We start from the raw sequence: 26428 nt of genomic DNA on the forward strand, positions 1-26428 counted from the left end.
ATCTATTTTCAAAAATAGCAAGAAAAGGATTTCAAAAGTTTAAATTCGCTGGATTGTCATAGTTTTAAACTATATCAAATCATAAAATGTTAAACGACATGCGATGAAATCAACGTTTAATATATATTTGGAATTCGGTTATAGTTTTGAACTATAGGAAAAACCAAAAAATTCCAATTATACAGGTTTGGAATTTTCTGATAAGATAGGTTCAACAAGAAATTTTGGAGGATGACTATGTCAACTACGATTATTGGTTTCCCGCGTTTGGGAGAATTCCGCGAATTAAAGTTTACCACTGAAAAATACTTTAGAAATGAAATCTCAGCTGAGGAGCTCTTGGAGGCTGCTAAGGAGCTGCGCGCTAAGCACTGGAAGCTGGTCCAAGAAAAGGGAATCTCAGAGATTCCATCCAATGACTTTTCTCACTATGACAATGTTTTGGATGCAGCCTTCCTCTTTAACGTAGTGCCGTCATCTGTGCAAGGTTTGGACCTGACGGACCTGGAGCGTTATTTTGCCCTGGCCCGTGGTTACCAAGGAGAAAAAGGAGATGTCCGTGCCCTGCCGATGAAGAAGTGGTTCAATACCAACTACCATTACATCGTGCCGAAGTTTGAAAAGGATACTCAGGTTAAATTGGCCGGCAGCAAAATCTTTGATGAGTTTGCGGAAGCCAAAGAACTGGACCTCCTGACCCGTCCGGTCGTGGTGGGACCATTCACCCTTCTGCAGGTATCTGACTTTGATGAGGGTGTCGTAGCAGAGGACTTTGTGGATGCTCTGGTAGCGGCCTACCAAGAAGTCTTTGCCAAATTGGCCGAGCTGGGAGCTGAGCGCATCCAGCTGGATGAGCCAAGCCTGGTCAAGGACCTGTCAGCAGCTGAAAAAGCTCTCTTCCTGGACCTTTACAAGAAGCTTCTGGCGGACAAGAAAGGCCTGGAAGTCCTGATCCAAACCTACTTTGGCGATGTTCGTGACATCTATGCTGATCTGGTCGAGCTGCCAGTCGATGCCATCGGTCTGGACTTTGTCGAAGGCAAGAAGACCCTGGAGCTGGTCAAATCTGGTTTCCCAGCGGACAAGACCCTCTATGCCGGTATCGTCAATGGAAAGAACATCTGGCGCAACAACTATGAAAAGAGCCTGGCTGTCCTGGAGCAGGTACCAGCTGAGAAGGTCGTGCTGACCAGCTCTTGCTCTCTCCTGCATGTGCCTTTCACCACAGCCAATGAAGACTTTGAAGAAGCTATCCTCAAGCATTTCGCCTTTGCAGTTGAAAAGCTGGATGAAATTCGTGACCTGGATGCCATCCGCAATGGCGGTGGTGCAGAAGCCCTGGCTGCGAATAAAGCACTCTTTGCTACTGAGCGTGTCGGTCAAAATGCTGAGCTGGCTGCCCGACTGGCTGCTCTGACAGACGCAGACTATACCCGCCTGCCAGCCTTTGCAGAGCGCGAAGCCATCCAAGAAAAAGCCCTCAACCTGCCGCCCCTGCCAACAACGACCATCGGATCCTTCCCTCAAACCAAGGAAGTCCGTGCTAAGCGTTTGGCCTTCCGTAAGGGTGAGCTTTCCCAGGAGGACTATGACAAGTTCCTGGCTGAGCAGATTGACGAATGGATCAAGTGGCAGGAGGAAGTCGGTTTTGACGTCCTGGTCCACGGAGAGTTTGAGCGCAATGACATGGTAGAGTACTTCGGTCAAAACCTGTCTGGCTACCTCTTCTCTAAGAATGGCTGGGTCCAATCCTACGGTATGCGTGGGGTTAAACCGCCAATCATCTGGGGCGATGTAACCCGTCTCAACCCGATTACTGTTAAATGGTCCAGCTATGCTCAAGGCCAGACTGACAAGCCAGTCAAGGGTATGCTGACAGGGCCTGTAACCATCCTCAACTGGTCCTTCCCACGCGAAGACATCTCCATCAAGGATTCTACCCTGCAGATTGCCTTGGCTATCAAGGATGAGGTCCTGGATTTGGAAGCAGCCGGTATCAAGATCATCCAGATCGACGAGGCTGCCCTGCGTGAAAAACTGCCGCTTCGCCGTAGTGACTGGTATGAGGACTATCTGGACTGGGCTATTCCAGCCTTCCGTCTGGTTCACTCGACCGTAGCGCCGAATACCCAGATCCATACCCACATGTGTTATTCAGAATTTACCGATATTATCCCAGCCATTGACAATATGGATGCCGATGTCATTTCCTTTGAAGCCAGCCGCTCCAATCTGGAAATTCTGGACGAACTCAAGGCACAAAACTTCCAAACCGAAGTGGGCCCTGGGGTTTACGATATTCACTCACCGCGCGTGCCAAATGAAGGGGAAATCGACCACACTATCGAAGCAATCCTAGCCAAAGTCCATCTCTCTCATTTGAAGTATTTCCTCCAAATCCAACAGTAGGCAATGAAACAATCATCCCAGCATTGAAAGAGATGCAGGATTTGGCACCACATTTCATCAGTGTTACTGCGAGTAATCGTAAATTTAATATTGAAGAGACAACGGTTCGTTTGGCTGATTTTATTTACAATGATCTGCAGATTCCAACGATTGCTTATTTGCTTGCGGTGTATTTGACCAAGGAGATGGTCTCAGATACGCTAGAAGCTCTTGATAGAGTAGGTGTGCATAAGGTATTGGCACTTCGAGGAGATATTTTTCCAAATATGGAGCCAAAGAAAGATTTTACCTATGCGACGGATTTGATTGAGTATATTAAGGAACAGGCACCGCATTTTGAAATTATTGGTGCTTGCTATCCAGATTCACCAGACCGAGTTTCAGATATCAAGAATCTCAAAAAGAAAGTAGATGCAGGCTGTTCGAGTTTGGTCACTCAACTTTTCTTTGATAATGAGCGTTTTTATGATTTTCAAGAAAGATGTACTCTGGCTGGGATTGAAGTTCCCATTCATGCAGGGATTATGCCGATTCTAAATCGTAATCAAGCCCTGCGTTTGCTTAAAACCTGCGAAAATATTCATTTGCCGAGAAAATTTAAAACGATTTTGGATAAATATGAATATGATCCAGAGTCTCTTAGAGCAGCAGGATTAGCCTATGCGATTGACCAAATTGTTGACTTAGTCACTCAAGATGTGGCGGGTGTTCATCTATATACAATGAACAATTCCAATACTGCTCATCAAATTTATCAGGCGACACATACATTTTTTAATAATAAAGTATCAAGTTAGGGCGTGAGACAGTCTGGGAGACTAAGAAAACAAAGTTTTCGTCAAAGGTAGTCTTCCGAGTTTAAAAAGCGAATAGCATTGAGTCTTGCTTCGCACGCTCTATCTGTAAGTTCAAGCGGTACTTTAAGCAATCAGCCACTACCTCGTGTACTTTGAAGCTGGAGACTTTTGTCCCAGCTTTTTTCATGATCGTGTAAAATGCTCATTTTATAGAAGAGAATAGTATCAGTATTTATGACTATTCTACAAGAAAGGGGTTACAAAAAAGAGTATAATAGAAGTAACGAAAGAACGAGGTGAATGAAATGACAGAAAAACAGTTTCCGAATGGTTTTTTGTGGGGCGGTGCAACTGCTGCTAATCAGTATGAAGGTGGCTGGGATTTAGGTGGTCGCGGTCCGGCTACGTCTGATACAGCCAAAGCTGTACGCCCTGAGGAGCGTCAAAATATGGAAGGTTTTGCCGCACCCATGACCAGAGAAAAAGTAGAAGCTGCTCTTAATGATAAGGAAGGCCTCTATCCTAAGCGCTGGGGCTCTGACTTTTATCATCGTTACAAGGAAGATATTGCTCTTTTTGCGGAAATGGGTTTTAAGACTTTCCGCCTTTCTATCGCTTGGAGTCGGATTTTCCCTAACGGAGACGAGGTGGAGCCTAATGAAGAAGGGCTGGCTTTTTACGATGCGGTCTTTGACGAGCTCTTGAAATATGGCATTGAACCTTTGGTGACCCTGTCGCACTATGAGACACCGATTCATTTGACGTTAGAATATGGTGGCTGGAAAGATCGTCGAGTTATCGGCTTTTTCGAGCACTATGTGCGAACGGTTTTTGAGCGATATAAAAATAAAGTTAAGTACTGGCTGACTTTTAATGAAATCAATGTTATGGGGATTTCTGGCTATGTCGGCGGAGGACTGCTTTTTGAAGACGGTAAACAAAATTTCCAAGATTTGTATCAAGCAGCTCATCATCAGTTTGTAGCCAGCAGTTTAGCAGTCAAGGCAGCACGGGAAATCAATCCAGACTTTAAAGTCGGTATGATGTTGGCGCGTATGCAGTCCTATGCAGCGACTTGCAATCCTTTGGATGTTATGGAAGAAATTCAGCAGGACCATGAAAATCTTTTCTTCTCTGATGTACAGGTGCGCGGAAAATATCCAAGCTATGCTCGACGCTTTTTCAAACAAAATGGTATTGAGTTGAAAATTGAAGACGGGGATTTGGAATTGCTAGCGCAGTATCCGGTGGACTTTATGTCCTTCAGCTATTACATGTCTTCTGTAGCGCGTGCTAAAGGAACAGAAGAAGGTGAAAGAACTGCAGGCAATTTCTCCTTGGGTGAAAAAAATCCTTATCTAGAAGCCTCTGATTGGGGTTGGCAAATTGACCCAGTGGGTCTGCGCATTACCCTCAATAAGCTCTATGACCGCTATCAGGTCCCGCTTTTCATCGTAGAAAATGGATTAGGCGCTTTGGATAAAGTAGAAGCAGATGGCTCTATCCACGACAGCTACCGAATTGACTATCTCAAGGCTCACATTGAGCAAATGTATGAAGCGATTGAGGACGGAGTGGAGCTTATGGGTTACACACCTTGGGGCTGTATTGATTTGGTTTCTGCCTCTACTTCTGAGATGAGCAAGCGCTATGGATTTATCTATGTGGATGCAGACGATGAGGGAAATGGAAGCTATGACCGCTCCCGCAAGGATTCTTTCTTCTGGTATCAGAAAGTGATTGAAACAAACGGCGCAGCGGCCTTGGAAGAATAGAGAGGTAAACAGATGAGCAGAAAAATTATCTTTTTAGATGTAGACGGAACTTTGGTAGACTATGACAACCGCATTCCAGAATCCGCTATCCAGGCTATTCGTCAGGCGCGGGGAAATGGGCATTTAGTCTATGTTTGTACAGGGCGCAGTAAGGCGGAAATGCCAGAGGAAATCTGGGCTATCGGTTTAGACGGTATGATTGGTGGGAATGGTTCTTATGTGGAGCATGAAGGTCAGGTTATCATGCATCAGCTGATTCCTTTAGAAGTAGAAAAGAGAGTTGTAGATTGGTTGCATGAGAGAGGATTGGAATTTTATTTAGAAAGCAACAACGGTCTCTTTGCTAGTGAACATTTTCGTGATGCAGCGCGTCCGGTCATGAAACTTTATGCCAAGAAAAAAGGGAAAACAGATGCAGAAGTTGAACATCAAGAAGTTGAGGATGTGATGCACGGTATGGTCTTTGGCGGCGAGCTTTACCGAGATGATCTAAATAAAATCAGCTTTATTCTCACTTCTTATCAAGATCATTTGGACTCGAAGGATGCTTTTCCAGAGTTGAAAGCTGGTACTTGGGGCGGTCGTGGGGAAGAAGCTCTCTTTGGCGACTTAGGAGTTAAGGATATTACGAAAGCTCATGCGATTGATGTGCTGTTAGAGCATTTGGGGGCGAAAAAAGAAGATACGATTGCTTTTGGAGATGCCAAGATTGACATTCCAATGTTGGAATATTGTCAAGTTGGGGTTTCTATGGGGAATGGTGGTCCAGAAATATTAGCCATGGCGGATATGGTGACAGATGACGTGGCTGAGGACGGTCTCTACAACGCATTTGAAAAATTAGGACTTCTTTAGAGGAACAGTTTATGACAAAAACACTTTATTTGATGCGACACGGGCAAACTTTATTCAATAAACGGCATCGGATTCAAGGGTGGTGTGATGCCCCTTTAACGGACTTAGGAGTGTATCAGGCTCAGGTGGCTGGGTACTATTTCAAAAATGCAGGGATTACGTTTGATGCAGCCTACAGCTCAACATCTGAACGAGCCTGTGATACTTTGGAAATTGTCACAAATCGCAGCCTTCCTTACCAGCGAGTGAAAGGACTAAAGGAATGGGGGTTTGGAACTTTTGAAGGAGAAAGCGAAGATCTCAATCCACCCTTGCCTTATGAAGACTTTTTTGTGACCTACGGTGGGGAATCTCAAGACCAAGTTCGAGAGCGAATGGCAGAGACTATCTTGAAGCTGATGCAGGAAACGGACGGGCAGTCTATTCTCATGGTATCTCACGGTGGTGCTATGGCTAATTTTGCATATGTTTGGGAAGACAACTGGCGGCTGAATAATCTGGGTCACATGCTCAACTGTGGTATTTTGAGATTTTCTTTCGAAGATGATCAATTCTATTTGGAAGAGGTCATCAATCACGATTTTAGTGGCTGGAAAGAAAAATGAAAAAGAGTTTCATTCTTTCTTTAATGATTGAATAAATTGTAAAATTCTATTTCAACTTTGGTCTAAGAGAATGTTTTCTGTCTAAGAAAGGATTATACTGAAGCTATCAAAGATATTTTTACTACTCTTCCGACATCAAGTCAATCCTGACTTTGAGATTTTTGACGAGTCTGGTGTTGATGTTGCTTGAGTATAGAAAAGAAAGAGGGAAAGACGAATGGCAGTTACACAGAAAAAACAGGCTACTCCACCACAAACTCAGCCATATGGAGTAGAGGCTTTTGAAAAAATAGACGGGACGGTGCTTCGTTGGTTGGGTAATTCTGGTCTTCATATCAATCATCGAGGAACCAATATTATGGTCGATCCAGTCTTGGAGGATTTCGACATGCCTCTCTTGATTGACATGCCTTTATCCAGCAAGGAGATTCCTCAGCTAGAGAGTGTCTTTATCACGCATTCTGATAATGATCATTTCTCTAATAGTTTTTTTGAAAATACAAAAGGCAAGGTCGGTTCTTATCATGCCCCTCACTATGTCAAGGATTTGATGAAGGAACGATTTGATATTGACGGTACAGGTCACGATATTCATAGCAGTTTTTCAGTTGGCGATGTACAGGTAACTCTGACACCAGCTGATCATGCTTGGCAAAATGAACGTAAGAAATATGATCGAGTATTCCAATTTGAAGATTTCTGCGGTTTTTGGATTGAAACCAAGGATGGCAAGATTTGGGTGCCTGGTGACTCTCGCTTTTTACCTGAATTTATGGACTTGGACGAACCGGATCTTATCTTCTTTGACTTCTGTAATGATTCTTGGCACATTGGAACGGAAAATGCTATAAAAGTAGCCAATCATTATCCTCAGGCGGATTTGATTTTACAGCACTGGGGAACGGTGGACTCAGATTGGGCGGTCTTTAACGGAGATCCAGCTGTTTTGGAAGGTCGGATTGACAACCCAGAGCGGGTACATATTTTAGCAGCCGGTCAACCTTTTGAACTCAAGAAAAAATGATGGCTTGGCCATCATTTTCTTTCTTTTTCTAAATCTTCCAAGATATGTAAGCGATAACTGTAGTTTTTCCAGTAATTAGACTTGAAATACGCTGCGTAGAGAGCGTTGAGGATAAAGAGAATGGATTCCTCAGTAGAAAAATTACCGATTTTTTTGAAATAGCTTTCGCGGGTACAAATGGTAAAGCAGGTTTCTATCGTTTGTCGGACATAGTTATCTGCTTCTTTGGTCAATCCAATAAGCGCGACTTTCTTTTTTTGCAGAATAGGAAGAATACGGAGGGTCTCACTTTCGGGCGCATTGCCAGAGTAAGAGATGATAAGCGCTAAATCTTCTTTATCCATGCTATTGGCAGTCAGACCAAATTCCCCAGCTTGAGCAATTTCAACAGTCTTGCCGATAGACATCATTTTGCGGCGAAAGACGCTGGCTAAGTAATTGTTAGGACTGAGGCCAAAGATAACGATGCGGGTAGATTTTTCCAGAAGTTGCACAGCCCTTTCTAAGTCTTTCGTCTGCAATTTATCAGCCGTATCTTGAATACTTTCCTTTTCGATAATGGCGATTTTCTGCACCATACTCTCCATTGTATCCTGCTCTGTGAAAGGTAAGTTGTGATCAATGTCAGAATAATGGCTGTCTTCGTAATGTTTTTCTCGGATGAGGACAGGGATGAAGTTCTTCCAGCCTTTAAAATGGAGATGCTGAGCAAAACGAACGAGAGACGGCTTGGAGACATAGGTTTCCTGAGCAATCTCATCCATGGAAAGCTGCTCAATGCTCTCCAAATGCTCCAGAATATAAGAGGCGATGACGCCCTTTGACCCTTTGTCATTTCGTAAGTTGGCAATGTTTTTTAATAGTGTCATCTCTTCCTCCTATTTCAGTTTGTTTCATGATTTTGTCTAATTTTCTGAAGAAAATGAAACCGCATACCAAGTTTACCAAAAAAACTTCTTTTTTTCTACTTCCTTTTTTATAATAAGGTCAAGAAAAATGTTTGACGGAGGAAAAAACATGTCTCAGAAATACGAAGGATTAGCAAAAGATATTATCAGCTGCCTCGGTGGAAAAGAAAATATCAGCGATGTCTATCACTGCCAGACTCGCCTGCGTTTTAAACTGCGGGATGCAGGGCAAGTAAACAAAGAAAAGTTGGAAAATCTTGATGGTGTTACGATGTATTTGGTAAATGCTGGTGTTCACCAAGTCGTTATTGGAACTCATGTTAAGGACGTATTTGAAGAAGTTGCAAAGTATGTAGACCTGACAAATACTGCTGAAGATGCAGATACAAAAGATGAGTCCAGCATTTTTCAAAAGGTGATTGATTTTGTGGCTGGTGTGTTTCAGCCTGTGATTCCAGCTCTTTCTGGCGCTGGTATGATTAAAGCTGTTTTAGCTTTGTTGGTTGTTTTTAAAATTATTTCTACAGATTCGCAGACCTACTATATGTTTAATGTTTTTGCGGACGGTGTATTTTATTTCTTGCCTATGATTTTAGCTTTTACAACGGCTCAGAAATTAAAATGCAATCCCATATTAGCAGTTGGTGTGGCAGCGATGATGCTGCATCCTAATTGGTCAGCTTTGGTAACGGCTGGGAAGGCAGTTCACTTTTTTGAAGTGATTCCTTTTACTCTAGCAAGTTATTCTTCATCGGTGATTCCGATTATTTTGGTGATTTTTGTTCAAGCTTATCTTGAAAAATTCCTAAATCGGGTTATTCCAAAGTCTGTTGAACTAGTCTTTGTTCCCTTGCTTACTTTTCTTGTAATGGGTGTATTGGCTTTCTCCGTCTTAGGACCAATCGGTTCTATCCTCGGTGGGCTTCTAGCTAATGTCTTTAACTATTTAGCCGAGTCTGCTAGTTGGGCGCCAGCTGTCTTAATCGGAAGTTTCTTGCCTATTATGGTCATGTTTGGCATACACAATGGGATTGCGCCTCTTGGCATTATGCAGATGTCTCAGTTAGGGTATGACTCTATCTTTGGACCGGGAGCTCTTTGTTCCAATATGGCTCAAGCGACAGCATCAGCTGTGGTCGCTTTCCGAACGAAGAATGCTAAAACGAAACAAGTAGCGACTTCTGGTGCTATTACAGGATATATGGGAATTACAGAGCCTATCTTATACGGAATTAGCTTACCGAAGAAATATCCGCTCTATGCTTCCATGATTGGTGGTGGTTTGGGTGGTCTCTATGCCGGATTAACCCATGTGCACCGCTTTGCAACAGGTTCATCTGGGCTTCCAGCAGTTCTGCTTTATATTGGAAATAATACGATGGAATTCTTCTGGAATATTATCATTGCCATGGGGATTACGGTTATTTCAACAGCTATTATCACCTATTTCTTATCTTTAAAATACGAAAAAGCGACAGCAACGGCAGAAGCAGTAACGGAAAAAACAATTACGATTGCAGATGCCACTGTTGCCAATCCAATCGGAGGAACGATTATTGAGCTAAGCCAAGTTGAAGACCCAGTCTTTGCTTCTGAAGCGCTTGGGAAAGGCTTTGCGGTTGAACCTAGCGAAGAATTAGTGCTCGCTCCTTTTGATGGGAAAGTGGTAACAGTATTTCCGACTAAACATGCCATTGGACTATTATCTGATACAGGTGTTGAATTGCTGATTCATGTTGGTTTGAATACGGTTGAATTGAACGGTCAATTCTTTGAAACCTATGTCAAAGAAGGAGATAGAGTGAAAAGCGGGCAAAAATTACTAAGTTTTGAGCTGGATGAGATTCAAGCTGCAGGGTATGGAACACAGATACCAGTAATTGTCACCAATACTGCCAATTATCAGACGATTGACTTGCTTGAAAAAGGTCGTCAAGCTGCAGGGCAAATTGTTTTAAAAGCACAAGTATAGAAGGAGAAAATCATGGCATTACCAAAGGAATTTTTATGGGGCGGTGCAACAGCCGCCAACCAAACAGAAGGCGGAATGTTAGAAGGAGGTCGCGGCCTGACTAATACAGATCTCCTGCCGATTGGAGCAGATCGCGCAGCAATTGCTGCAGGAAAATTGAATAATCTGGAACGCAAAGCAGATTATTTTTACCCTTCTGAAAATGCTATTGATATGTACCACCACTATCTAGAAGATATTCAGCTCTTTGCAGAGATGGGCTTTAAAGTTTATCGTATGTCACTTTCTTGGACGCGAATTTTTCCAAATGGGGACGATGAAACACCAAATGAGGCAGGTCTAGTCTTCTATGAAAAGATTTTTCAAGAATTAAAAAAACATAAGATTGAGCCTTTGGTGACTCTAGCTCATTTTGATGTACCAGTTGCTTTGATTAAAAAATACGGTGCTTGGCGTGACAGACGCATGATTGATGCCTATGTGCATTATGCAGAAACAGTCATGACTCGCTTCAAGGGCTTGGTTCGCTACTGGCTGACAGTCAATGAAATCAATATTCTCTTGCACCAGCCCTTTGTTGGAGGAGGCTTGATTTTCTCAGAAGATGAGAATGTCGAAGAAGTCAAATATCAAGCCGCTCATCATCAATTGGTGGCTTCTGCGCGTGTGACGGAATTGGCACATAAAATTGACCCTGAAAATCAAGTTGGCTGTATGTTAGCAGGTGGAAGCCACTATCCTTATACTTGCCGACCAGAAGATTATTTTGAAGCCATTCAGCGTGACCACGGAGAGTACTTTTTCATTGATGTTCAGGCTCGTGGTCGCTATCCGCGCTACGCTTTAAAGAAATTTGAGCGGGAAGGACTTTCGATTCAGATGACGGAGGAAGATTTAAAAGTCTTAGCTGAAAATCCGGTCGACTTTGTTTCTTTCTCTTATTATGCCTCGCGAACAGTCAGTTCTCATCCAGAAGATTATGAAGCAACGACTGGAAACCTTTTCAAATCCATCAAAAACCCTTATTTGCCATCAACCGAGTGGGGTTGGCAGATTGACCCGCAGGGGTTGCGCAATTCCCTCAATCAGCTCTATGACCGCTATCAAAAACCGCTCTTTATCGTAGAAAATGGTCTGGGAGCAAAAGACCAGCCAGATGAGAATGGTTATGTGGATGATGAATACCGCATTGATTATATGCGTGAACATATCAAGGCGTTTAAAGCAGCGGTTGAAGTGGACGGAGTAGAGCTTATGGGTTACACTTCATGGGGCTGTATTGATCTGACAGCAGCTAGCACTGGTCAAATGAGCAAACGCTATGGCTTCATTTATGTAGATTGTGACGATGAAGGAAAGGGCAGCCTTAAACGTAGCAAGAAGAAATCATTCGACTGGTACAAGCAAGTCATCGTGAGCAACGGAGAGGACTTAACCAGTCCGCAATAATAGAGCAGAATGACCCAAGTGCTCTCTCCCAATTGTCTAAAGAAAGAAGATGTGACATTGAGATGAAAAAATACATAACAAAAATTTCTCTTTTATTCGTTTCTCTTTTGGTGATTTCATCAGGAGTCATCCTCCCTTCTCTCCCTGAAATTACAGTAGAATATAGGGAAATGAATGCGACATTTGTTGAGCTTTTAGGGACTCTGCCTGCTCTCTTTACCATGCTGACGGTACTTTTTAGTCCCAGACTGGCTAAGAAAATTGGATATAAACTGACCGTTCAATTAGGTTTGATTCTCCTATTTATTTCTGGAATATTGCCAATTTTTGTTAGTAATTTTTGGATTCTTTTTGCTACTCGGATTGGCTTTGGGATTGGTGTCGGTTTCTTCAATCCCTTGCTTTTCAGTTTTTCAGCTGCCATGTATCAAGACAAAGAATTATCAGATATGATTGGTTATCAGTCAGCATTTGAAGGAATGGGCGGGATTGTGACGTCCTTTCTAGTGGCTTATTTGGTCGTTGGTGGCTGGCGGCATACGCTTTGGACCTATCTGATGGTCATCCCAATTTTTCTGCTCTTCACTTTATTTGTACCAGATTTACAGAATGAAGCGTCGGAGTTGGAGACGACAAAACAAGCAAAAAAGCCGTTTCAGCTGGATTTATCTTTTGTTATTTACCTATTTCTTTTGGTCATTCTCATCACGGTCTATATGTCCATTTCTGTCAAATTGACCTCTCTTTTGACCGAAGGTGGCTTTGGAACTGCGCGTGACAGCAGTAATGCACTGGCTCTAATGGGAATTGGTGCCATGGGAGCGGGTTTTCTATTTGGAAGAGCCGAAGCTTTCTTCAAACAATGGTTGCTACCCTTGGCTTTTAGTCTTTTAGCCCTGTCGCTTTTGGGTCTAGCTCTTACACATCAAGTCTGGCTTATTATGCTCATGTGTTTGTTATCTGGTCTGTCTTTTCGAACCTTCATTCCTTTTCTTCTCAATCGTGCTAATCAAGTCACTGATGGATCAGGAGAACAGCGGACTTCTCTCCTTTTAGCAGGGTTTAACATCGGTTCTGCTTTTGCTCCTGTCAGCGTCCGCCTCTTGCAAAATCTCTTTCAGCTCAAAACCGTTTCTTCTATTTATTTGGTAGAAGCTGGTCTAGTGTTCCTCTTAGCCTTGCTGACACTCATCTTTAGTATAATGACACGTACAAAAAGCCTCCGTTCATAACCATGGAGGCTTTTATTTGCGGAAAAATTTTTTCGGATTTACAAATCTATTATTCCTTTGTTTTGTTTAACATTTCATCTGAATCAGCATCAATGATAAACTGTTTGGCTTGTTTTTCGACCTTGTTGAAGTCCTTTTGATAGGTAACGTAAAAACTATTCTTCTATCACCCACACGCTTCTGGTGAAGATCATGGAGAGCAGAGCTAATCCAGTAAGCACAATTCCTACATACCAGTAGGGGAGATCCATTGTGGTGGAGCGTCCAGACAGGTTGACAATGCCACGAAAGAGCACACCCGTAGTAATGGTTGCGACCGCAGAATTCCAAAGATTGAGACTGAGCCGTGAAAGATTAGGAATCATTTTTTGGAAAATCAGAAGCACCATCCCTCCTATCAGTGGTACTCCAAGGAGATAATGCATATAGACTGAAGTCTCTCCAAAGCTGAAGTGCTCGTAAATACGACTGAAAATGAAGAAAAATACTGTGATTAAGGTGTAAACCACCGCTGTTTTTTTAAAGCGTTTCTTACTTGCTTTAGTAACCGATGTAGACAATGTCACTCACCGCCCTTTCTGAAATCGTTCCGTTTGTCGTTGGTTTATTGACAACTTTTCCATTGAAATAAAGAGTAGACGAACCACCGCCGTCCAGATTGTAGGCTGTTTTCACACCGTAAGACTTCATAACTTCTGCGAGTTCGTAAAGAGAAAGCCCAGCGCTTTCTGAAGTTCGACCGTCTGATACGACGATAATATAATGGTTTTCATCAATAATCCCAATCGCTGTACGTGGATTAGAAGACATGGATTGCCCCACTTCCGAATTGCTTGAAACAGTAATCTTACCATTTTCAACCAAAGTCGGACCAAAGGCAAGAAGATTTACAACACCATTTTTAACCAAGTCTTCAGCAGAAACATCATTTTCGTAAACAATTCCGAAACTCCCATCTTTATAAATTGCTAAATCACCATTGCTAGCATCTTCTCGTACTGTATTTCGATAGACGACACCGTTACGGATAACATAGCCAGTCGTGTTGGCTCCGTAGTAGTCTCCGTTGATAGCAAGAATGGCGTTGTTATTGGCTGCTGTGACAGAAGTCTTAGCAGTCACATTATTTCCATAAGTATTTTACGCTAGAGCGGTTTTGAGATATTCAGACGAGCTGACTGTAATATCTGCAATGTACACTTTCGTGTTGCTGACGGTTTTTGTAGTTAGATTAATAGAAATATTATCATCCTGATAGCTTGTATCAGTCATTGTTGCATTTGTTGCAGTTTTAGCAGTTGTTGTGCTCGTTGAGTTAGAAGAACTTTTGACCGTTGTAATAGCCTCTGACAGGACAAAGGTTTTTAACATTGAGTAGGTAAACGCCCCTGTCAGAAAAATACCAAAGAGACTAGCATAAGCATAGGATTTTTTTAAAAATTTCATGATAAGGTGTGAGTCCTTTCTTTGAAAATAAACTTTTTTTGGACGAGCCAAGATAGGCAAAAAAGTAGAGCGCCGACAATGATTTTAACAATCAGCAAATTGAGACCGAAGATGGCGTAAAAGAGTCTAATCAAAAGGGTGTCAAGGATAAACAAGCCCAAGGCTAATCCGAAATAACCAGTCCCTGTTTTGGCGACACTGTCTTTATTTTTAAAGACCAGTTTTTTATTTGCGGAATAATTGAAAATCGAGCTAGTGACGCGGGCCACTCCGTTTGCTAGTAAAATTTTGAGACTAGTTGGCACCGCAGCAAGCACTAAGAGGGCCAGAGCATAGACGATATAGTCAATCAAAAAACTACTAATTGAAGAAAGAGCAAATTTAAACATGTCTTTGTAGATCATAAGCCCGTCGCGTACGGGTCTAAAGTGAGAAGCTTGATTGTCATTGATATAAACTGTCTCGATTGGAACTTCAATGATAGGATATTCTTTGGAAGCAGCTAGCAACATATTCATTTCATATTCATAACGCTGCCCTTCAATCTCCGACATAAATGGAATCATGTTGGTTGTAAATCCACGAAGTCCTGTTTGGGTGTCTGTTACGGAAACACCAGTCTGTTGCTTAAACAGAAATCGTGTTAATTTATTTCCAAAAGCTGAACGCAAAGGAACGTTGCCAGAAAAAGAACGCGCTCCCATAATCAAGTGATTTGGGTTTTCTTGAGCCTTTTTGCTCACTCGGAAAATATCCCACACTTTGTGTTGACCGTCCGCATCAGCTGTGACCACTGTCCCATATTGACCTAAGGAATCAATATAAGAAAAAGCAGTTTTTAATGCCTGCCCCTTGCCTTGATTGGTCATATAGCTTAGAACCGTAGCGTATTTTTGAGCTTCCTGAAAAATCGAATCATAACTAGTCGGACTGCCGTCATTGGCTACAAAGACTTGCAGTAAACTCTTTGCCTTCACTTTTTGCAAAAGATGAAGGAGATTGAGGTCAGGTTTGTAAGCGGGAATTACTAAATAGTTCATAGGTTTACTCCTTTCTTAGAAGAGTGATAGAAAAGTTACACACTAGTATAGAGAGGCTAGCTTAAAGCTAACTGATATCAGCTTTCTTTAAGGTTTTGAAGTGGAAAATGTAAAGAAAAATATGCTAAAAAAGAAGGTGTTATAAGGCGTTTCAAAAAAACACATACGAATTTTTCTTGCTATTTCTCAGAAAGTTTAGTATAATAGTTATTCGTGAGAAAACCTCACTTACCCCTTGCAATGGCTGGGGGTCATTAGACCAAAAGGAGGAAAAATCAATGGCTAAATACGAAATTCTTTATATTATTCGTCCAAACATTGAAGAAGAAGCAAAAAACGCTTTGGTAGCACGCTTTGACTCTATCTTGACTGACAACGGTGCAACTGTTGTTGAATCAAAAGACTGGGAAAAACGTCGTCTTGCATACGAAATCCAAGATTTCCGTGAAGGACTTTACCACATCGTAAACGTTGAGGCTGAAGACGCTATCGCTTTGAATGAATTTGACCGTCTTTCAAAAATCAACGCTGACATTCTTCGTCACATGATCGTCAAACTTGACGCATAAGAAGGGTTACTATGATAAATAACGTTGTACTTGTGGGTCGGATGACCCGAGATGCCGAACTTCGCTATACTCCGCAAAATCAAGCGGTCGCAACTTTTACTCTTGCTGTCAATCGCAACTTTAAAAATCAAAGTGGCGAGCGAGAAGCAGATTTCATTAACGTTGTGATTTGGCGCCAGCAGGCAGAAAATCTTGCAAATTGGGCTAAAAAAGGAGCTCTTATCGGAATTACTGGTCGGATTCAGACGCGTAACTACGAAAATCAGCAAGGTCAACGTGTCTATGTGACAGAAGTCGTAGCGGATAATTTCCAACTACTAGAAAGCCGTGCCAGTCGTGAAGGTCAATCTTCTGGTGGCTATGCTTCTAATAACTTCGGAAATTCATCTTCCAATTTTGGGAACTCAACTTCTGCCAATCAAGTACCCAACTTTTCTCGTGATGAAAATCCATTTGGAAATACCAATCCAATGGACATCTCAGATGACGATCTACCATTTTAATGGACAAACAGAATAAATATATAAAGGAGAAAGAACATGGCTCAACAACGTCGTGGCGGATTTAAACGCCGTAAAAAAGTTGATTACATTGCAGCAAACAAGATTGAATATGTTGATTACAAAGATACTGAGCTTCTTAGCCGTTTCGTTTCAGAACGTGGGAAAATCCTTCCTCGTCGTGTAACCGGAACTTCAGCTAAAAACCAACGTAAAGTAACAACAGCAATCAAACGCGCTCGCGTGATGGCTTTGATGCCTTTCGTAAATGAAGACTAAAAAATTAAAAAGAACATGGTTTCCATAAATCCATGCTCTTTTTTTAAAAAATTCAATTCGGCAACTGAAATAGGTTGCTTTTCTTATGCTCAAAATATTAAAAGGTACGTTTTTGACTTAAAAACTCATTTTTCAGCGGTTTTCAGAAATAAATACAGGTAAAAAATTGATATTGATGAAGACTTTTGCTAGAATGAACGTAATTTATTTTTTGAAATAGAGAAACATGATGAAAGATATTAAGGATTTAAATGTTGTACTCGTTAGTTGTGAGAATAAAGAGAGATTATTAGATACAGTCTTTCAGTTTACTTTTTACACTAGGAAACAAGCTACAGGTGTAACTGAAGTTAGGCAAGGCGAGTTAATAAAGCAATAAAAAAGGCAGCGCTGTTTTCGCTTTTGCGAGTTTACAGATGTGTGGTTGCCTTTAGGTATAAATTGAATGACTATAACTGTAATAATCCATTCTCACCTAAGCTTGGTATCTTAGCCTACCTAGCAGAACTTAATTCAAAAATAATTTTTATCTAGTGGTGCAACCTATAATTTATTAGAAAGTAGAAGTTGAAAAATGAATAATCTGGAGAAACGAGTAGAGTTTATTAAAGAACTAGAAAAATTAAAGTCAGTAACGAGATTCAATAGAACTATTGATGGAAGATTTGAAAATAGTGCTGAACATTCTTGGCAAACTGCATTAGCATCGATTATTCTTCAAGACTACTATCCCGAAAAATTGAATATGGAAAAGGTAATTTCCATGTTATTGATTCATGATTTAGGTGAGATTTATGCAGGAGATACCTGGGTTTTTGATGATAAAAAAAGAGAGTGTTCTCATGATAGAGAGCTAGAATCTATCAAAAAAACAATGAGTATCCTTCCGAAGGATCAATACTTAAATATGAAAAAATCTTGGCTTGAATTTGAAAAAGGAAATAGTGCTGAAGCAAGATATGCAAGAGTCGTTGATGCCTTGGTACCACTTATAAACCATTTAGCAGTTTCAGAGATAAATTATAACCCTGATAATATTAGTTCAAAAATGGTATTAGAAAAGAAAAAATTTATCGAAGGTGAGTCTATAGCGTTATGGAAACTGGTTGAGGAATTAGTTGAGGAAAGTGTGAAGAAGGGACTATATGAGAGTGAGACAGAAATCAGTAATTTCGTAAAATCTTGATTTCTCATTGCTGACCTAAAACGGTCTATTCCTAGACCATTTTTGACACTTACTTTCGTAAGGTTCATTTCCCGATTTTAAAGGTTCGGAGAACCTTTAGAATCCACTCAACTACTGCGATTGTCATTATAGCTACATAAAAAATGAAGCGGAGCACTTTTGTCTCAGATTCAATTTCAAATTACTAAAATAAATAAAACTGTAGCTTTAAATGATATTGTTTGCGATAGTTACCCAAAATGTCTGCTGTATTTTATTCAAAACATCCGCTTGTTGAAACAAGCGGATGTTTTAATAAGAATATGACTAAAGTTGTCTTGGGGCGGTTAAAGCACTGCGGATATTGAATTTCTTTTTGAGATAGAAACGAAATGCCAAAGTTCCTCCACCAAACACAAGGATAAATAAGTTCGGCAGTTTTGGATTTAAAACTGCTGGCAACAGGAAGGTTGTGCCGTAAAGAACAACAGCCCACAAAATCGTAGCAGCTGAAATGATAAGAAGCGATTTGAAAAATGGTGGTTTTTGACTTTGGTCTTGGTCAGCATAATAAAAACGATAAATAAAGTAGTACATTCCGTAAAATACGAGTGCCCCCACCGCGCTACCAAGCACAATCGTCACAATACCATAATTGCTAGGATTTTTGGAGAATAAGTTAACACTACTATTTAAAATAGCAAACAAACTAAAGACAAATAAGAAAGCGTCCATAATCATGAGATAAGGGTTGGTATTTTCTTGAACAGTTTGAGCTTCTTTTTGTTTTGCTTCTGAAAAATTCGCTGCCCAAACAGTTGGTGCACCATAAAGCCCGCGAGCGGTGATGCCTTTTGCTTGATTTTCAAGAATGGTCGGCAAAATCTCCATTAACAAGGTTTTGATTTCTTCGTCTGTCTTTCCGTCTTTGATGAGTTGGTGGGTTGCGATACGGATAAATTCTTGATTTTTTTTGCTGAGTTTATCCAAAGAAACTTGTGTCATAAGATCTCCTTTTAATTAGAATAATTTTTTGTGAATGAGGTAGACTGTCAAGGAAACACTTATCGCAAAGGCGATAAAAATAATAATCCAAAAAGCGTGAGGTTCCCCATTGAGTGGTAAGTCATTGTTTTTGAAGTTCATCCCATAGGCTGAGAAAATCATGGTTGGAATGGACATGACAATCGTCACCAAAGCCAGAGCTTTCATGATGTTATTTTGATTATTTGAAATGATAGAAGCAAATGTATCGGTCATGCTGTGCAAGATATTTCCATAAATATCTGCCATCTCAATCGCCTGCTGGGTCTCGATGAGTGTATCTTCCAGCAAGTCCTCATCTTCCAAATATTTCTTAATATTGCTTGTAGCGCTAGTTAATTTTTTAATCACGCGCTCATTGGTTTTTAAGGATGCTTTGAAATAGACAATCGTTTTTTCAAGCTCCATGAGTTCAATCAATTCTTCATTGCGAGTGGATTTGTGCAGTTGACTTTCGATTTGTTCGCTTTTACGGTCAATGGAACGAAGTGCTGTCAGATAAAGCTCGGCATTGCGGTAAAGAATTTGGAAAATAAAGCGCGAACGCATGAAAGTATAAAAATTACGCAAACGTCGATTGATAAAAATATCCAACAAAGGAAGTTTTTCCAAACAGGTGGTAATAATCGCATCTTCGGTAATGATAATTCCCAGAGGGATGGTCACATAGTAAGTTTGATTGTTTCGTTCTTCTGTAATCGGAACGTCCACGATAATCAGGGTGTACTCATCTTCAATGGTAACCCGAGACATTTCTTCTGCGTCAAGCGGTGCTCGCAAGTCTGTAATATCAATGTCAAAGGCATTGGCAATTTCAGTAGACTCGCTTTGAGAAGGGTTGACCAAATTGATCCAAGTCCCCGACTCAAGCGTATCAATTTCTTTAAATTCAGTTGTTGTCGATAGAAAGACTTGTTTCATATTTTCCTCCTTCAGTTATTTGCACACCGTATTATTATACTACAAAATTCCGAGTTTTTGGGTAAAAGATTGCAGAAAATTTTGTTATAATAAAAAGAAGTTTAAAATAAAGTGTGGTAAGAATGCAGGATAAAATTATCATTCATGGAGCGCGAGCTCATAATTTAAAAAATATTGATGTCACGATTCCGCGAGACAAGCTGGTTGTCGTGACTGGTTTGTCTGGTTCAGGCAAATCTAGCTTAGCTTTTGACACTCTCTATGCAGAGGGGCAACGACGCTATGTAGAAAGTCTGTCGGCTTATGCTCGTCAATTTTTGGGCAATATGGAAAAACCAGATGTGGACTCTATTGACGGTCTTAGTCCAGCCATTTCTATTGATCAAAAAACGACCAGCAAGAATCCGCGGTCAACGGTTGGAACAGCAACGGAAATCAACGATTACCTTCGTTTGCTCTATGCACGTGTGGGCACTCCTTACTGTATCAATGGACATGGACCCATTACCGCTTCTTCTGTGGAACAAATCGTCAATCAAGTTTTGGAATTACCCGAACGTCAGCGGTTGCAAGTCCTAGCACCCATTGTTCGCAAGAAAAAAGGGCAGCACAAGACAATTTTTGAGAAAATTCAGAAAGACGGATACGTGCGTGTGCGCGTGGAGGGAGACATTTATGATGTCACAGAAGTTCCAGAGCTTTCTAAAACGAAAAAGCACGATATCGAAGTAGTGGTGGACCGAATTGTTATTAAGGACGGCGTGCGTAGTCGGTTGTTTGATTCGATTGAAGCAGCCTTAAGAATTGCGGACGGTTACGTAGTGATTGATACGATGGACGGCAAAGAATTACTCTTTTCCGAGCATTATGCTTGTCCAGTCTGTGGCTTTACGGTACCTGAGTTGGAGCCTCGTCTCTTTTCTTTCAATGCACCATTTGGCTCTTGTCCTGATTGTGACGGTCTGGGTGTGAAGCTGGAAGTGGACTTGGATATGGTGGTTCCTGACAGTAGTAAAACCTTGCGGGAAGGCGCCTTAGCTCCGTGGAATCCTATTTCTTCAAATTACTATCCTCAAATGCTAGAACAGGCAATGACGGAATTTGGGATTGATATGGATAAGCCATTTGAGGAACTGACAGAAGACGAGCAGCAACTGATTTTTTTTGGCTCTGAAGGGCGAGAATTTCATTTCCATTATGAAAATGAATTTGGTGGTGTGCGAGATATCGACATTCCTTTTGAAGGAGTGGTGACCAATATCAACCGTCGTTACCATGAGACCAATAGTGATTTTACCCGTACTCAAATGCGGCTTTATATGAATGAACTGACTTGCGCAAGCTGCCATGGTTATCGACTGAATCCACAAGCCTTATCTGTTAAAGTAGGCGGCGAAGGTGGTCTCAATATTGGTCAAGTGTCTGATTTGTCTATTGCGGATCATTTAGAATTGCTTTCTCATCTGACATTGACTGAAAACGAGGTGACCATTGCAACGCCGATTATCAAAGAAATCCGAGATCGCTTGACTTTTCTTAATAATGTTGGACTTAATTATCTAACCCTATCACGTTCGGCAGGCACGCTGTCGGGTGGTGAAAGTCAGCGGATTCGCTTGGCGACTCAAATTGGCTCTAATCTCAGCGGTGTTCTTTATATCTTAGATGAGCCTTCTATTGGTCTTCATCAGCGCGATAATAATCGCTTGATTGCCAGTCTCAAAAAAATGAGGGATTTGGGCAATACCCTCATCGTAGTTGAACATGATGAGGATACCATGCGTGAAGCGGATTGGTTGATTGATGTGGGACCTGGAGCTGGTGTTTTCGGTGGCGAAATTGTTGCGGCAGGAACTCCAGATCAAGTTGCGAAAAACAAAAAATCGATTACAGGTCAATACTTGTCAGGCAAGCGTAAGATTGAAGTTCCATTAGAACGCCGAGTTGGAAATGGTCGCTTTATCGAAATCACAGGTGCGCAAGAGCACAATTTGCAAAATATCACTGCTCGTTTCCCTCTAGGAAAATTCATCGCTGTGACGGGTGTTTCTGGCTCTGGAAAGTCTACTCTGGTCAACTCAATTTTGAAAAAGGCGATTGCGCAAAAGCTCAATCGAAATTCGGATAAACCGGGGAAATTTAAAAAGATTTCAGGAATTGAGCATATCGATCGTTTGATCGATATTGACCAAAGTCCAATTGGACGGACTCCGCGCTCCAATCCTGCGACTTATACGGGAGTCTTTGATGATATTCGTGATCTCTTTGCTAAGACCAATGAAGCGAAAATTCGCGGCTATAAAAAAGGACGCTTTAGTTTCAATGTCAAAGGTGGCCGCTGTGAAGCCTGTTCTGGAGATGGGATTATCAAAATTGAAATGCACTTCTTGCCTGATGTCTACGTTCCTTGTGAAGTTTGCCACGGCACTCGCTACAATAGTGAAACTCTGGAAGTGCATTATAAGGAAAAGAATATCGCACAAGTTTTGGATATGACCGTCAATGATGCAGTCGAATTTTTCAAACATATTCCGAAAATCGAGCGCAAATTACAAACGATTAAAGATGTTGGGCTAGGTTATGTGACCTTGGGACAACCTGCGACAACCCTTTCTGGTGGAGAAGCTCAGCGCATGAAGCTAGCCAGCGAACTCCACAAACGTTCGACCGGCAAGTCCTTCTATATCTTAGATGAACCAACAACGGGTCTTCACACAGAAGATATTGCTAAACTCCTAAAAGTTTTAGCTCGTTTTGTAGATGATGGCAATACCGTTCTCGTCATCGAACACAATTTAGACGTAATTAAAATGGCAGACCACATCATTGATCTTGGTCCTGAAGGTGGTGTTGGTGGCGGCACGATTATCGCAACTGGCACACCAGAAGAAGTAGCTGAAAATCCAGAAAGCTTTACAGGACAATATTTGAAAGAAAAGTTGAACTGAAAAGTTTAACACGTTACTGATATATTCAACGATAAAGAAAAGATTGTGCTTCTCTATCTAGAGGGCACGGTTGTTTTTTTTGCTTCTTTAATTCAATGTCTTCTAATAATACCATGCTATTTACAGCTTTTTTTGGTATAATAATCTTAATCATTTTACGGAGGGATTCTCATGTTATCAAGAGTAAAAAAATTAGAAGCAGCACTTGAACAAACAGATTGTGATGCTGTCCTTGTGACCAATCTTAAAAACATCTATTATTTGACAGGTTTTAGCGGAACAGAAGCAACTGTTTTTATCAGTAACAATCGCCGAATTTTTCTGACCGACTCACGTTACACCTTGATTGCCAAAGGTGTGGTAAAAGGTTTTGATATTGTCGAAACACGTGATGCTTTGTCAGAAATTGCGAAGATCATTGCAAATGATAAAATAGAAACTATTGGATTTGATGATGAAATTTCTTATCATTATTTCAGAACTCTCAAAGAGCTTTTTTCAGATTATAAGCTGACAGCAATGACCGCTTTCATTGAAAATCTACGCATGATCAAAGACGAAGAAGAAATTGCCACGATTCGAAAAGCTTGTCAAATCTCAGATCAAGCTTTTCTAGATGTTTTGGAGTTTATCAAACCCGGTCAAACAACGGAGCTACAAGTCATGAACTTTTTAGATGCTCGCATGCGGCAGCTAGGCGCATCAGGGGCTTCTTTTGACTTTATTATTGCGTCAGGTTATCGCTCTGCTATGCCTCATGGAGTGGCTAGTGAGAAGGTCATCCAAACAGGTGAAACCTTGACAATGGATTTTGGTTGTTATTACAATCACTATGTTAGCGATATGACACGAACCATTCATGTTGGTCATGTGACGGATGAGGAGCGTGAGATTTACGATATCGTATTGCGAAGCAATCAAGCTCTGATTGAAGTGGCGAAAGCTGGTATGAGTTGCATTGAGTTTGATCAAGTACCACGTAAAGTAATCAATGATGCGGGTTATGGTCAATATTTCACGCACGGGATTGGGCATGGGATTGGTCTTGATATTCATGAGATTCCTTACTTTGGCAAATCCAGTGAGCCGATCGAAGCGGGTATGGTCTTGACTGATGAGCCAGGCATTTATTTGGACGGAAAATACGGTGTGCGGATCGAAGATGACATTCTCATCACAGACACAGGCTGCGAGCTCCTAACGCTCGCACCAAAAGAGTTAATTGTTATTTGAGAATTGTCAATGTTTATGATAAAATAAAGAGAAATCTATTTTAAAAGAGGTAATAATAATGATTGAAGCAAGTAAGCTGAAAGCTGGTATGACGTTTGAAACAACGGATGGGAAATTGATTCGCGTCCTTGAAGCAAGCCACCATAAACCAGGTAAAGGGAATACTGTTATGCGTATGAAATTACGGGATGTACGCACAGGTTCAACTTTTGACACAACTTACCGCCCAGAAGAAAAATTTGAACAAGCGATTATCGAAACTCGCCCAGCACAATACTTGTACCAAATGGATGATACAGCCTATTTCATGGATACAGAGTCATTTGAGCAATATGAAATCCCAGTAGCGAATGTAGAGCAAGAATTGAAATTTATTCTTGAAAATTCAGAAGTGAAAATTCAATTCTACGGAAGCGAAGTTATCGGTGTTACGGTTCCAACTACTGTAGAATTAGTTGTAACAGATACACAACCTTCTATTAAAGGAGCAACGGTGACTGGTTCTGGCAAGCCTGCTACTCTTGAAACAGGTCTGGTAGTAAACGTGCCTGACTTTATCGAAGTGGGGCAAAAATTGGTTATCAATACGCAAGAAGGAACCTACGTTTCTCGTGCATAATTTACACTAAGAACTAGAAGTTCTTAAATTACTATCAAACTCAGACTGAGAGACTGACAAATATTGCGCAGACTCCTTGAATGTCTTTGAGTCTTAAGAAAGGACAAGTTATGGCAACTGAACAATTAGGCGAAATCGTTATCGCACCGCGTGTCTTAGAAAAAATTATTGCCATTGCAACAGCTAAAGTGGAAGGTGTTTACTCTTTCGCAAATAAAAGCATGTCTGACAGCCTTGCAAAACGTTCTTTGGGACGTGGCGTCTATCTTCATACCGCCAGTGATGGTGAAGTAACTGTTGACATTTATTTATACTTAGAATACGGCGTAGGGGTTCCAGCAGTAGCTGTTGCTATTCAGAAAGCAGTTAAAAGTGCTGTTTCTGATATGGCAGAAGTTGAATTATCTGCAGTGAACATTCATGTAGCTGGCATTGTACCAGAAAAAACACCAAAACCAGATTTAAAAGATCTGTTTGATGAGGATTTTCTCAATGACTGATGTACAGCTGGAAATGAGAAGAGACCTACGTGAGCGAGCTTTCCAAGCTTTATTGAGTTTAGAATATGAAAAAGATGTGATAGAAGCCTGTCGCTTTGCATATCTTTATGACAAAGATATGGCAAATGATTCTGATGAGGAAATTCCTGCATTTTTATTGAACCTTGTCATGGGTGTTGAACGGTCTAAAAGTGAATTGGATGAGAAAATAAGTCAATATCTAAAAGAAGGATGGACCTTAGGACGTCTTACATTGGTAGAAAAAAATATTCTTCGCTTGGGATTGTTTGAGATGACAGAGTTTGATACACCTCAGCTAGTCGCAATCAATGAAGCAATTGAGTTATCTAAAAAGTTCTCAGATGAGAAATCGAGCAAGTTTATCAATGGTATATTGAGTAAATTTATCACAGAATAAAATTTTAAGAAGAAATGAATATAAGAATGAGAGAGCAGTAGCTCTCTCATTTTGCTTGTTTTCACTCTGAAACGACAGGGAGTCTTCCAAGAGGGTCAGAAGGGAGCCAATACAGGAAAGAATAGGGATTAGCAGTCTACAGCTTCTTCGTTCATGATATTCTAAAGAGGTAAGAACAAGGAAGGAGAAGGAAATGGAGTTCAAGGAGTTGTATGGGAAGGTAAGGGGGATTGTGCTGAAGTGTCGAAGAGAATATTATGTCCACCTATGGGAGTTAAGCGATTGGGACCAAGAGGGCATGCTAGTCCTCTATCAGTTGGTGAGTCGCTATCCGCAACTGGTAGAGGCAGAAAGTCGGCTCTATATTTACTATAAGACCAAGTTCCGAAATCACATCAAGGACATCCTCCGCAAACAAGAAAGCCAAAAGCGCAAGCTGGACCGTCAAGCCTATGAGGAAGTGAGCGAGATTGGTCACAAGCTCAGTCTGAAAGAGTTGTATCTGGATGAACTGGTGATTCTCCGAGACCAATTAAAGAGCTACCAATCCCAATTGAGTCCAGAGAAACAAGAGCAGTACGAGCGTTTACTAGCAGACGAACGGTTTCAAGGTCGGCAAGCGATGATTCGGGAGTTAAGGGAATACCTATCAGAGTACAGAGGGTAGGAAGAAGGCGGTAGAAAAAAAGTGTAAGAAAATAAAAAAAGATGAAAAAAAGT

Annotated in this window: 23 protein-coding genes and 3 pseudogenes; 20 read left to right on the forward strand and 6 right to left on the reverse strand. The window is 41.1% G+C overall.

Features of this window, described 5'->3' with window-relative positions:
* Positions 1-237: 237 nt before the first annotated feature.
* The 6 genes and pseudogenes from metE to FQ204_RS09405 form a co-directional block, all read left to right on the forward strand.
* Positions 238-2367: pseudogene (metE, locus tag FQ204_RS09380) on the forward strand (5-methyltetrahydropteroyltriglutamate--homocysteine S-methyltransferase); the annotation flags it as partial.
* Positions 2364-3206: pseudogene (gene metF, locus FQ204_RS09385) on the forward strand (methylenetetrahydrofolate reductase [NAD(P)H]); the annotation flags it as partial. The pseudogenes metE and metF, both read left to right, overlap by 4 nt.
* A 305-nt stretch (positions 3207-3511) precedes the next feature.
* Positions 3512-4981, forward strand: a complete 1470-nt coding sequence (locus FQ204_RS09390) for a glycoside hydrolase family 1 protein (RefSeq protein ID WP_144210959.1) — start codon at positions 3512-3514, stop codon at positions 4979-4981.
* Positions 4982-4993: 12 nt separating this feature from the next.
* Positions 4994-5836 carry a Cof-type HAD-IIB family hydrolase gene (locus FQ204_RS09395; RefSeq protein WP_144210961.1) on the forward strand — a complete coding sequence of 281 codons (843 nt, stop codon included), beginning with the start codon at positions 4994-4996 and terminating at the stop codon, positions 5834-5836.
* Between the two features lie 11 nt (positions 5837-5847).
* Positions 5848-6441, forward strand: coding sequence for a histidine phosphatase family protein (locus FQ204_RS09400; RefSeq protein WP_144210962.1), 594 nt, complete (start codon positions 5848-5850; stop codon positions 6439-6441).
* A 217-nt stretch (positions 6442-6658) separates the two neighbouring features.
* Positions 6659-7465: an MBL fold metallo-hydrolase gene (locus FQ204_RS09405; RefSeq protein ID WP_144210964.1), complete on the forward strand. Its 807-nt coding sequence runs from the start codon at positions 6659-6661 to the stop codon at positions 7463-7465.
* A gap of 11 nt (positions 7466-7476) precedes the next feature.
* Here FQ204_RS09405 and FQ204_RS09410 read toward each other — a convergent pair whose 3' ends face one another.
* Positions 7477-8334: a MurR/RpiR family transcriptional regulator gene (locus FQ204_RS09410; RefSeq protein WP_144210967.1), complete on the reverse strand. Its 858-nt coding sequence runs from the start codon at positions 8332-8334 to the stop codon at positions 7477-7479.
* 148 nt (positions 8335-8482) lie between these two features.
* Here FQ204_RS09410 and FQ204_RS09415 point away from each other — a divergent pair, with 148 nt between their 5' ends.
* The 3 genes from FQ204_RS09415 to FQ204_RS09425 all read left to right on the forward strand — a co-directional run bounded on the left by FQ204_RS09415 (position 8483) and on the right by FQ204_RS09425 (position 13026).
* Positions 8483-10345 carry a beta-glucoside-specific PTS transporter subunit IIABC gene (locus FQ204_RS09415; protein ID WP_144210968.1) on the forward strand — a complete coding sequence of 621 codons (1863 nt, stop codon included), beginning with the start codon at positions 8483-8485 and terminating at the stop codon, positions 10343-10345.
* 12 nt (positions 10346-10357) lie between these two features.
* Positions 10358-11794, forward strand: a complete 1437-nt coding sequence (locus FQ204_RS09420; RefSeq protein ID WP_144210970.1) for a 6-phospho-beta-glucosidase — start codon at positions 10358-10360, stop codon at positions 11792-11794.
* 62 nt (positions 11795-11856) lie between these two features.
* Positions 11857-13026 carry an MFS transporter gene (locus tag FQ204_RS09425; protein ID WP_144210973.1) on the forward strand — a complete coding sequence of 390 codons (1170 nt, stop codon included), beginning with the start codon at positions 11857-11859 and terminating at the stop codon, positions 13024-13026.
* A 155-nt stretch (positions 13027-13181) separates the two neighbouring features.
* On the opposite strand, the gene FQ204_RS09430 is transcribed toward FQ204_RS09425, so the two are convergent.
* The 3 genes and pseudogenes from FQ204_RS09430 to FQ204_RS09440 form a co-directional block, all read right to left on the reverse strand.
* Positions 13182-13592 carry a hypothetical protein gene (locus tag FQ204_RS09430; RefSeq protein ID WP_144210976.1) on the reverse strand — a complete coding sequence of 137 codons (411 nt, stop codon included), beginning with the start codon at positions 13590-13592 and terminating at the stop codon, positions 13182-13184.
* A pseudogene (locus tag FQ204_RS09435) lies at positions 13567-14472 on the reverse strand (phosphodiester glycosidase family protein). The gene FQ204_RS09430 and the pseudogene FQ204_RS09435 overlap by 26 nt, the downstream one beginning before the upstream one ends.
* Positions 14469-15512 (reverse strand): bifunctional glycosyltransferase family 2/GtrA family protein, encoded by a 1044-nt coding sequence (locus FQ204_RS09440; RefSeq protein ID WP_144210978.1) that lies wholly within the window; start codon positions 15510-15512, stop codon positions 14469-14471. Before FQ204_RS09440 ends, FQ204_RS09435 begins: the two are co-directional and overlap by 4 nt.
* A 278-nt stretch (positions 15513-15790) precedes the next feature.
* Between FQ204_RS09440 and rpsF the strand changes: the two genes are divergently transcribed.
* The 5 genes from rpsF to FQ204_RS09460 all read left to right on the forward strand — a co-directional run bounded on the left by rpsF (position 15791) and on the right by FQ204_RS09460 (position 18046).
* Positions 15791-16081, forward strand: coding sequence for a 30S ribosomal protein S6 (gene rpsF / locus FQ204_RS09445; RefSeq protein WP_144210980.1), 291 nt, complete (start codon positions 15791-15793; stop codon positions 16079-16081).
* An 11-nt stretch (positions 16082-16092) separates the two neighbouring features.
* Positions 16093-16584, forward strand: coding sequence for a single-stranded DNA-binding protein (locus tag FQ204_RS09450; RefSeq protein ID WP_144210982.1), 492 nt, complete (start codon positions 16093-16095; stop codon positions 16582-16584).
* A gap of 36 nt (positions 16585-16620) precedes the next feature.
* Positions 16621-16860 carry a 30S ribosomal protein S18 gene (gene rpsR, locus FQ204_RS09455; RefSeq protein WP_000068664.1) on the forward strand — a complete coding sequence of 80 codons (240 nt, stop codon included), beginning with the start codon at positions 16621-16623 and terminating at the stop codon, positions 16858-16860.
* A gap of 229 nt (positions 16861-17089) precedes the next feature.
* Positions 17090-17239 (forward strand): hypothetical protein, encoded by a 150-nt coding sequence (locus FQ204_RS10550; RefSeq protein ID WP_186289954.1) that lies wholly within the window; start codon positions 17090-17092, stop codon positions 17237-17239.
* A gap of 195 nt (positions 17240-17434) precedes the next feature.
* A complete protein-coding gene (locus tag FQ204_RS09460) occupies positions 17435-18046 on the forward strand; it encodes an HD domain-containing protein (RefSeq protein ID WP_144210984.1) in 612 nt (203 codons plus the stop codon).
* A 306-nt stretch (positions 18047-18352) separates the two neighbouring features.
* On the opposite strand, the gene FQ204_RS09465 is transcribed toward FQ204_RS09460, so the two are convergent.
* Entirely contained in the window at positions 18353-19030 is a 678-nt protein-coding gene (locus FQ204_RS09465) for a DUF1129 domain-containing protein (protein WP_144210986.1), read from the reverse strand.
* A 15-nt stretch (positions 19031-19045) separates the two neighbouring features.
* Complete coding sequence (locus FQ204_RS09470; RefSeq protein WP_106383967.1) at positions 19046-19990, reverse strand: magnesium transporter CorA family protein; 945 nt, start codon at positions 19988-19990, stop codon at positions 19046-19048.
* Positions 19991-20112: 122 nt separating this feature from the next.
* Here FQ204_RS09470 and uvrA point away from each other — a divergent pair, with 122 nt between their 5' ends.
* From uvrA to FQ204_RS09500, 6 genes are all read left to right on the forward strand, one after another.
* The gene (uvrA, locus tag FQ204_RS09475) at positions 20113-22938 is read left to right on the forward strand and encodes an excinuclease ABC subunit UvrA (protein ID WP_144210988.1); all 2826 of its coding nucleotides are present in this window, start codon (positions 20113-20115) and stop codon (positions 22936-22938) included.
* Between the two features lie 171 nt (positions 22939-23109).
* Positions 23110-24171 carry a M24 family metallopeptidase gene (locus tag FQ204_RS09480; protein WP_144210990.1) on the forward strand — a complete coding sequence of 354 codons (1062 nt, stop codon included), beginning with the start codon at positions 23110-23112 and terminating at the stop codon, positions 24169-24171.
* Positions 24172-24229: 58 nt separating this feature from the next.
* Entirely contained in the window at positions 24230-24790 is a 561-nt protein-coding gene (efp, locus tag FQ204_RS09485) for an elongation factor P (RefSeq protein WP_144210992.1), read from the forward strand.
* 110 nt (positions 24791-24900) lie between these two features.
* Positions 24901-25290, forward strand: a complete 390-nt coding sequence (locus tag FQ204_RS09490) for an Asp23/Gls24 family envelope stress response protein (protein ID WP_144210994.1) — start codon at positions 24901-24903, stop codon at positions 25288-25290.
* On the forward strand, positions 25283-25708 hold the full coding sequence (nusB, locus tag FQ204_RS09495; RefSeq protein WP_186286782.1) for a transcription antitermination factor NusB: 426 nt from the start codon (positions 25283-25285) through the stop codon (positions 25706-25708). The genes FQ204_RS09490 and nusB overlap by 8 nt, the downstream gene beginning before the upstream one ends.
* A 193-nt stretch (positions 25709-25901) precedes the next feature.
* Positions 25902-26375: a sigma-70 family RNA polymerase sigma factor gene (locus FQ204_RS09500; protein ID WP_144210998.1), complete on the forward strand. Its 474-nt coding sequence runs from the start codon at positions 25902-25904 to the stop codon at positions 26373-26375.
* Positions 26376-26428 lie beyond the last annotated feature (53 nt).

Source organism: Streptococcus constellatus (assembly GCF_902167705.1).
In the GTDB taxonomy this organism is placed as follows: domain Bacteria; phylum Bacillota; class Bacilli; order Lactobacillales; family Streptococcaceae; genus Streptococcus; species Streptococcus constellatus_A.